The following is an 8,139-nucleotide window of genomic DNA, read 5'->3' as shown; positions in this document are numbered from 1 at the left end:
CTGTAACCGAATGCATCCCCGCCATTGACTTTATCAAACGCCTGATTGTACATATCCCTGACAGACACTTTAAAATGGTCCGTTACTATGGGATTTATGCAAAGCACCATAAACAGGAAAAAAATCTCCGGAAATGTTTATCCCCTCAGAAACAGCGTTATCTTTCCAGGCTTCTGGATTGGCGTAATTCAATCCTTCTGGCTTTTGGCTATGATCCGCTCAAATGCCCGGAGTGTGGCACTTCTATGTTGGTTTTAGAAGTTTACCACAAAAAAACTGCGTCAGATAGTGCAGCCTAAACCAAAAACAAAAAACTACATAGGCAACGTCATGGCGAAGTTACATCTTCGCTCTTTTGCTATGCCGTTTTTTATTTCAAGTCTATTATACACCATTTTGGCCGGTTTGCGAAGTTTCCTGAAAAGCAAAAAAGAAACGGCCCCGAAAATAAGGGCCGCTCAGCCTACTTTGCGAACAAGTCCGAGTGCGTCCCTGTGCGCGAAGCCGTCAATATCAGTTTTTCTTTGTCTGTAGCATAGATTAAAAGCCAGTCCGGTAAAATATGGCACTCACGAAAACCAACATAATTTCCGACCAGCCCATGATCCCGGTAGCGTTCATCAAGCGGCTGCTCATTAAGCAGAAGATCAATCACTTCTTCCAGCAGGCCCATATCATAGCCGCGCTTCTTTACACGCTTATAGTCCTTGCGGAATTGTCCGGTGGTTACTAATTCTAACATTACTCACCGTCCTTTTCTGCGTCCAGTTCTTCAAAAAGAGCGTGTGCGGAAGAATAACTCTTTGCCTGTACCTGTCCGCCCATGATGGCCCTTGCCTCATTCATGGCTGCTTCTGTTTCCGCATTGTAGCGCGGCTGTTTCATCTCAAATGGAAGTCCGCCCTCCATAATTGACTTGCGGAGGAAAATGTTGATTGCGTCCGTAACAGTGATTCCAAAACTGGAAAACAGCTTTTCTGCGCTTGATTTTGTTTCAGGATCAATTCGGACATTGATATTTGCGGTTTTTGCCATGTGATTCACCTCCCTTATTGTTTCACTTATAGTATATCCATTTGTATTCACGATGTCAACACAGCGTGAAACATTTTACAAAAAGTTCAGAAACCAGCGGCACAAGGTAAACCAGCTGATCCGTAAGCTGTGCGCCAACTGTGACGACGGGGAATGTATCTTACTTGATGACGGCGAGGCCGTCACCTGCCCCCAGCTGTTGACTGCCTCCCTGTGCTGCACTTATTTTAAGGCGGCGGTGCTGCCTGCGGATCGGCTCCTGTTTATGGAGCTGTATTCCGGCAGGGAAAAGCGGCGGTGTGTCTTATGGGTATCACCTGTCTTTCCTGTGTATTTTCTGTGTGATTCCAAATATAAGTTTACATGTGATTTCAGCAGCCGAAAGGGCCGGACGGGATAAAATCCCTGAACTGCATCTTAGAGTGCAGCAGATTGCCGGAATATCTGAATATATCCAGCAGAAGTAAATTCACTTTAGCAAAAAAGGAAACCCATGTCAAGACCGGATTTCCTTTTCTGTATTTTTGGATTTTTGTTTATATTTTTGCATTTCCTGCATTTTCAACATTTTCTCTCATTTTGCGTCTCTTTTGCCGCCGCTCAAAACCCAGCCAAAATAACTGCCATGACTGCCCGAAAACAATTTTCCAACACGTCCTACCCCAGCGCCACATCCAGTATCATCATCACCACAAACCCAACGGCAAATCCAATGGTTGCCGCATTGGAATGCTCTCCTTCGGCTGATTCCGGAATCAGTTCCTCTACTACCACGTAAATCATAGCACCTGCCGCAAAGGACAGGAAGTATGGAAGAACCGGTCCTAAAAACTCGGCCAGCACCAGCATAAGAACGGCGCCTATGGGCTCCACCACGCCTGAAAGCGTGCCGTAAATGAATGCCTTCCCCTTCCCGGCCGCCTCCTTAAGAGGCAGGGATATGATGGCCCCCTCCGGGAAATTCTGTATGGCAATACCCACGGACAAGGCCAGAGCGCCTGCCATGGTGATAGTCCCGTTCTGTGACAGAAGTCCTGCAAACGCAACGCCCACGGCCATTCCCTCCGGTATATTGTGGAGGGTCACTGCCAGCACCAGCATGGTACTCTTTTTCCAGTTGCTCTTTGGACCTTCCGGCTGCTCTGTATCGATGTGCAGATGAGGTATTATCTCATCCAACAGGAGCAGGAAACCAATTCCCAAAAGAAAGCCCACAGAAGCAGGAATGAATGCCAGCTTACCCATATGCCCGCTCATATCCATGGACGGAATCAAAAGGGACCAGACGGAAGCCGCCACCATTACCCCTGACGCAAATCCCAGAAATGTCTTCTGGACACTGGGCTTCAATGCTTTTGTCAGAAAGAACACACAGGCTGCCCCTGCCGTGGTCCCGATAAAGGGAATCATGATTCCCACAAATATACTGCTCATCTTAATGCACCTCTGTCATTTCCTGAGCCCCAGCCCTCCTTTCTACAGGAATCCTTTGAGCTTCAGATAGTCTTTTATCAGTTGAATCATCTGGTCATAATCAATCCGGCTGGCATTGATGGGAAGGTCATAATTTTCCATATCCATCCACTCCCTGCCGGTAAAGTAGCGGTGATATTCCGTCCTCTCCTTATCAATCCGTCTCATCCTGCGGAGAGCTTCCGCCTCATCCACCTTATCCACGTCCATGACCCTGCGGATTCTGGTGACCGTATCCGCATACACAAAGATGCGCACCAGATTATCCATCTGGTCCTGAAGCACATAGTTGCCGCAGCGGCCTACGATAATACAGGTCTCAGAGGCTGCCAGCCTGCGGATGACCGATGACTGGAAACGGAACAGGTTATCCGGCGAAGTGATGTTGGGGCCGGCCTTATCCGGTTCTGTCAGCTCCGGCTTCATGCTGGTCACTATACGGTACAACAGATTGTTTCCAGCCCTTTCATCCGCCAGCCTGAAGTACTGTTCCCCTATGGCGCTGGTCTCAGATGTCATCTTAAGTATCTCTTCATCGTAAAAATGAATGCCCAGCTCCTCGGCCAGGCGTTTGCCTGTCAGGCGGCCGCCGCTTCCGTACTGGCGTTCAATGGTAATTACAAAATGTCTGTCATTCATATTGAGTCCCCCTTATTCCTAATCCACATCCGTGCCCATAACACACCGTGGTCTCTTTCACGTCTATACAATGTCTATATGGCACATCCCCATGGCGCTGAGAGCATTGTGATGGCTCTGGGGAGTTACCCCCGCACAGCAGGCCCCGTCCACCTGTATGGATGTGTCAGGAACCGCTGCCTTAATCAGCATGGCGTTGGAAATGACGCAGATATCCGTGCACAGGCCGACGAGCTCTACAAAGTCATACCGCCCCCTGGCCGCGTAATCCGCCAGTTCCCTGCTTCCAAAGGTATGCTTCTCAAAACGGGTTCCCGAAATTCCCCTGAGCTCCGGTATCAGTTCCCAGCCCGGCGTTCCCTTGACACAATGGACCACCGGAAGCTTCTTCCCTTCCATGGTATCCGTATAATCGTCAAAATGGGTGTCCAGGGTAAATACCACCTCGTCTCCTGCATCCTGGTACGCCTTTATCTTATCCAGCACATGAGGGACAATGGCCTGGGCCTCAGGGCTGCCCAAAGCTCCATCCACAAAATCCTTCTGCATATCCACCACCACAAGTAATCGTCTCATGGAACTTTCCTCCTTGTTGTGAACATTTTTTTGGTGAACACTTTTTGTTGTTAACACTTTTGTTTTGAATCCAAAGTGTTCCTTTCCACACCTACAGTCTACCACATTTCATCAATCAATAAAAGTTCTTTTACACTTTTGTGCGGCATTGCATGACTTTATATGAATTTTCAAAACACTCTTGACAAATCCATTTTATTGTATTAAGATACGGATTAATAACTTAAACCGTAGAGAAAGAGGAGTAAGCTATCAAAGCTTTAACACAGAGAGCCGCAGGCGGTGGGATTGCGGTATAGGGCTGGCAGCTGAATGGACTTTTGAGGGCGGTCTTGAAGGATTGTATCATCTGTAGGGACCGACGGATTCCGTAACCGTTATACATGCGGCGCATATGTTGGTATGTGTAAAGTGGACTTTTTAGTCAATTTGAGTGGCACCGCGGATTTCATTCGTCTCAATTTTAGCATAAGCTATGATTGGGACTTTTTTTATTCCGGCTTTATTCAAACGGCAGCCCCATCAGAAAGTCCCTTATCCAACAGCATGTTTTAATCATACAAATATAGTTTAAAAACAGGAGGAAACAAAATTATGAAAAAAACAATTGCAATGCTTTTAACCGCAGCTTTAAGCGCATCCATCTTAGCAGGCTGCGTATCCACTTCCCAGAACACCACCGCGGCCCAGTCCGCTGAGACCTCCGCCGGAACCGGGTCTGAAAATAAGGCCGCCCAGGGCGCTGACGGCTCAGCGGCCGACGCGCCGTCCGCTGACACATCTTCCGCTGACAAGACCGGTGAGTCCAAGGCAGAATCTTCTGCTGACAGCGCTGCCTACACCATCGGTGTGGGACAGTTTGCAGAGCATGGCTCCCTGGACAACTGCCGCGAAGGCTTCATGGCCGGCCTGGCAGAAGAAGGCATCGAGGAGGGCGTAAACCTGACCGTACTGTATGATAATTCCCAGGCTGACGGCGGTACGGCCAGCCAGATTGCAACGAATTTCGCCGGCAAGGGCGTGGACCTGATGTGCGGCATCGCAACTCCCATGGCACAGGCAGAGTACGGCGTGGCTAAGAAGTCAGACATTCCTGTTATTTTCACTGCCGTAACCGACCCCGTAGCCGCAGAGCTGGCCAATGCGGACGGCACTCCGGTAGGCGAGATTACGGGCACCAGCGATAAACTTCCCGTAGAGGCCCAGCTCAAGATGATTCGTGAGATTCTTCCGGAAGCTAAAAACATCGGCATCATGTACACCACCAGCGAGGTGAATTCTGAATCCGCCATTGCAGAGTACAAGGAGCTGGCTCCCCAGTATGGTTTTGAAATCGTGGACACAGGCATCTCCTCTTCCGCTGATATCGCCCTGGCTGCCGACACCCTCATAAGCAAAGTGGACTGCATCACCAACCTGACCGACAACACGGTAGTTGCCTCCCTTCCCGTTATCCTGGATAAGGCTGCCGCCAGGAATATCCCTGTATTCGGCAGTGAGATTGAGCAGGTGAAGATTGGATGCCTGGCTGCCATGGGACTGGACTACATCGAACTGGGCAAGCAGACAGGAAAGATGGCTGCACAGGTACTGCGCGGCGAGAAAAAAGCCAGTGAAATGAACTACGAAACCATCAAGGAGGCTGCCTTCTACGGCAATACACAGGTAGCCGAGAATCTGGGCATCACACTGCCGGTAGATTTGACTAAAAATGCAGCTGAGCTGTTCACTGAGATTGCCCAGTAAAGCTCTATCATCATTATCTGGAGGAACATCATGACAACGATTATTTTAGGTATCTTTGAAGAAGGCCTGGTATACGCTATCATGGCCCTGGGCGTATACATCACATACCGGATTCTGGATTTTCCGGACCTGTCCGTGGACGGGACCTTCCCTCTGGGAGCTGCCTTTACCGCTACCGGCATAGCCGGAGGTTTCATCCATCCGGCTGCTGCCCTTCCCCTCTCCTTTCTTTTGGGAGCCATGGCGGGCTGCGTCACCGGACTTATCCATGTCAAGCTGAAGGTACGGGACCTGCTGTCGGGAATCATTGTCATGACCGCCCTCTACTCCATCAACTTAAGGATTGCGGGCAAGTCCAACCTGCCTATTTTCAGCAAAGACACGATTTTCAGCGATCCATGGCTGGAACGCACCATCCCCCAGGCCCTCAAGCCCTATACTGTGACTATCATCCTTCTGGCAATCGTCCTTATCTGTAAGCTGCTCCTGGACGCTTACCTGAAAACCCGGTCCGGCTATCTTCTCAGGGCCGTGGGGGACAATGATCTGCTGGTCACCTCCTTAGCCAAGGATAAGGGCATGGTTAAAATCATCGGCCTGGCCATTGCCAATGGATTTGCAGCCCTGGCCGGCAGCGTGTACTGCCAGCAAAAGGGATTCTTTGAGATTTCCACCGGCACAGGCACTATTGTCATCGGCCTGGCCAATGTAATCATAGGCACCCAGCTGTTCAAACGGTTCGGCTTCGTGAAGTCCACCACGGCTGTCATCATAGGTTCCATCATCTACAAGGCCTGTGTATCCCTGGCCCTGCTCCTGGGCGACTTAAGGCTTACCTTTGGAAACTTTACTGTTTCCTTCCCGGTGACTGCCTCGGACTTAAAGCTGATTACATCCATTTTGTTCCTTATCATCCTGGTGGCAAGCTCCTCCAGAGGAAAGAAGGTAAAGAGCCATGCTTGAGCTGATGCATATCAATAAATACTACAATGCCGGTACAGTCAATGAAATGTGCCTGTTTGAGGACTTCAACCTGACCATAAGGGACCATCAGTTTGTGTCCGTGGTGGGAAGCAACGGCTCCGGCAAAACCTCCCTCTTAAACATCATCTGCGGCAGCATTCCCCTGGATGAGGGACGAATCATAATCGGCGGAAAGGACATCACCCGGATTCCTGAATACAAGCGCCAGCGCCGCATCGGACGGGTTTATCAGAATCCGGCCATGGGCACATGTCCAACCATGACCATACTGGAAAACATGTCCCTGGCAGACAACAAGGGAAAGGCCTTTAACCTCAGGCCGGGAACCAACCGGCAGAGACTGGAGTATTACCGTGAATCCCTCCGTTCCCTGGGACTGGGGCTGGAGGATAAGATGGATGTGAAGGTGGGAGTCCTTTCCGGCGGCCAGCGCCAGGCCATGGCCCTTCTCATGTCCACCATGACTCCCATTGAGTTCCTGATTTTAGATGAGCACACAGCTGCCCTGGACCCCAAGACTGCTGAGACCATCATGGAGCTGACCGGAAAGATTGTAAAGGAAAAAAATCTGACCACCATCATGGTTACCCACAACCTGCGCTATGCAGTGGAATATGGGGACCGCCTCCTGATGATGCACCAGGGCCGCGCCGTGGTAGACAAAGAGGATGAGGAAAAACAGGCGCTCTGCATTGACGACATTCTGGAAAAATTCAATGAAATCAGCATAGAATGCGGCAATTAAACTAAAAAAGCACAAGCGCCTGGACCATATCAGCCATAATCCGCTTCATATGATTGAAACCAATGAAACAGGGGCGGGTATGGAGATTATGCCGGCGCAATATAAAAGGGCTGATGCCCGGCTTAGTTCATATGCCGGGCACCAGCCCTTCTCCTGTCCTGTAACATCCACTGGAGAAAACTTAATTATTCTGCAAATAACATAATCTTGGAAGCTGTGTTCTCATCATCTGACCATACCACACATTTCTTTCCCTGTGTCAGGTCATCCAGAGTCACGATGTTCCTGGTGAGATACGGGAAGATGTTGCAGTCCTCCGCCAGTGTGAACTCGGCTCCGTCCGCGGCTGTCAGCACGGATTTGGATGTGGCTGCATCCGTAACCATGGACTTGACTTCCACATAATCAGGCGCCTTGGCGTCTGCCGGAAGATTGGTGAAAATCATGACAGCATTGGTCATGGGCGGAAGGCTCATGGTCATGGCCGGCCCTATGTAGGCGTAAATGGTATCCCCGTCCTTCACATCCTCCAGGGCTACCGGGAGACCTGTCATGGCGTCCAGGATATAGGTCATATCGTCAGCCACATTCAGGATAATTTCACCGCTGGTACTCATGCCCGACTGATTGTCAATGGAAAGACTGCCGTCCTCCATCTTTGTCACAGGTCCGTAAATCCGGATGGACTGGGGCATCCCGGGCCGGCTCTCTTCCATACTCTCAATGGCTCCGGTGACTGATTCCACTACCGTGGTGTCATTCATGGTGGTCTCTTCCTTATTCTCTTCTGCTGTCACGGAGCTATCGGCCGTTGTCTCGGCGTTGACACCTGCCGAGCATCCGGCTGCTCCCAGGGCTATGGCTGCACAAATTCCTACTGCATATAAATAATATTTTCTCAATATAATCTTCTCCTTTTCATCTGCCTCGCGGGAAGCCAT

General features: G+C 50.1%; 11 protein-coding genes and 1 other annotated feature. Of the genes, 5 read left to right on the top strand and 6 right to left on the bottom strand.

Annotation, left to right across the window (positions count from 1 at the left end; translation table 11 throughout):
* Positions 1-299: transposase (locus G614_RS34960; protein WP_044917445.1), on the top strand; the 299-nt coding region annotated here is incomplete at its 5' end.
* 164 nt (positions 300-463) lie between these two features.
* On the opposite strand, the gene G614_RS0105775 is transcribed toward G614_RS34960, so the two are convergent.
* Together G614_RS0105775 and G614_RS0105770 are read right to left on the bottom strand one after the other, a co-directional pair.
* A complete protein-coding gene (locus G614_RS0105775; RefSeq protein WP_027641203.1) occupies positions 464-742 on the bottom strand; it encodes a type II toxin-antitoxin system YafQ family toxin in 279 nt (92 codons plus the stop codon).
* Positions 742-1,035, bottom strand: coding sequence for a type II toxin-antitoxin system RelB/DinJ family antitoxin (locus G614_RS0105770; RefSeq protein ID WP_027641202.1), 294 nt, complete (start codon positions 1,033-1,035; stop codon positions 742-744). Before G614_RS0105770 ends, G614_RS0105775 begins: the two co-directional genes overlap by 1 nt.
* 52 nt (positions 1,036-1,087) lie before the next feature.
* Here G614_RS0105770 and G614_RS26840 point away from each other — a divergent pair, with 52 nt between their 5' ends.
* Positions 1,088-1,435, top strand: a complete 348-nt coding sequence (locus tag G614_RS26840) for a cysteine-rich VLP domain-containing protein (RefSeq protein ID WP_049948050.1) — start codon at positions 1,088-1,090, stop codon at positions 1,433-1,435.
* A gap of 257 nt (positions 1,436-1,692) precedes the next feature.
* Here G614_RS26840 and G614_RS0105760 read toward each other — a convergent pair whose 3' ends face one another.
* The 3 genes from G614_RS0105760 to G614_RS0105750 all read right to left on the bottom strand — a co-directional run bounded on the left by G614_RS0105760 (position 1,693) and on the right by G614_RS0105750 (position 3,723).
* Positions 1,693-2,469, bottom strand: a complete 777-nt coding sequence (locus tag G614_RS0105760; protein ID WP_027641201.1) for a ZIP family metal transporter — start codon at positions 2,467-2,469, stop codon at positions 1,693-1,695.
* A 42-nt stretch (positions 2,470-2,511) separates the two neighbouring features.
* On the bottom strand, positions 2,512-3,147 hold the full coding sequence (locus G614_RS0105755) for an AAA family ATPase (protein ID WP_027641200.1): 636 nt from the start codon (positions 3,145-3,147) through the stop codon (positions 2,512-2,514).
* A gap of 63 nt (positions 3,148-3,210) precedes the next feature.
* Positions 3,211-3,723, bottom strand: a complete 513-nt coding sequence (locus G614_RS0105750) for a cysteine hydrolase family protein (RefSeq protein ID WP_027641199.1) — start codon at positions 3,721-3,723, stop codon at positions 3,211-3,213.
* Between the two features lie 222 nt (positions 3,724-3,945).
* Positions 3,946-4,186: a binding site (T-box leader), on the top strand.
* Positions 4,187-4,317: 131 nt separating this feature from the next.
* On the opposite strand from G614_RS0105750, the gene G614_RS0105745 reads away from it, so the two are divergent.
* From G614_RS0105745 to G614_RS0105735, 3 genes are read left to right on the top strand one after another with little or no spacing between them, the layout of a single operon-like run.
* Positions 4,318-5,469, top strand: coding sequence for an ABC transporter substrate-binding protein (locus G614_RS0105745; protein WP_027641198.1), 1,152 nt, complete (start codon positions 4,318-4,320; stop codon positions 5,467-5,469).
* Positions 5,470-5,499: 30 nt separating this feature from the next.
* On the top strand, positions 5,500-6,432 hold the full coding sequence (locus tag G614_RS0105740) for an ABC transporter permease (RefSeq protein ID WP_027641197.1): 933 nt from the start codon (positions 5,500-5,502) through the stop codon (positions 6,430-6,432).
* Positions 6,425-7,198 (top strand): ABC transporter ATP-binding protein, encoded by a 774-nt coding sequence (locus G614_RS0105735; protein WP_027641196.1) that lies wholly within the window; start codon positions 6,425-6,427, stop codon positions 7,196-7,198. Before G614_RS0105740 ends, G614_RS0105735 begins: the two co-directional genes overlap by 8 nt.
* A gap of 185 nt (positions 7,199-7,383) precedes the next feature.
* Here G614_RS0105735 and G614_RS0105730 read toward each other — a convergent pair whose 3' ends face one another.
* Positions 7,384-8,103 carry a hypothetical protein gene (locus tag G614_RS0105730; RefSeq protein WP_027641195.1) on the bottom strand — a complete coding sequence of 240 codons (720 nt, stop codon included), beginning with the start codon at positions 8,101-8,103 and terminating at the stop codon, positions 7,384-7,386.
* Positions 8,104-8,139 lie beyond the last annotated feature (36 nt).

The sequence above is a fragment of the [Clostridium] clostridioforme AGR2157 genome, from assembly GCF_000424325.1.
Taxonomy (GTDB): Bacteria; Bacillota; Clostridia; order Lachnospirales; family Lachnospiraceae; genus Enterocloster; species Enterocloster clostridioformis_A.
The sequence above is the reverse complement of the archived record's forward strand: the minus strand, read 5'-3'. Positions and strand labels throughout refer to the sequence as shown.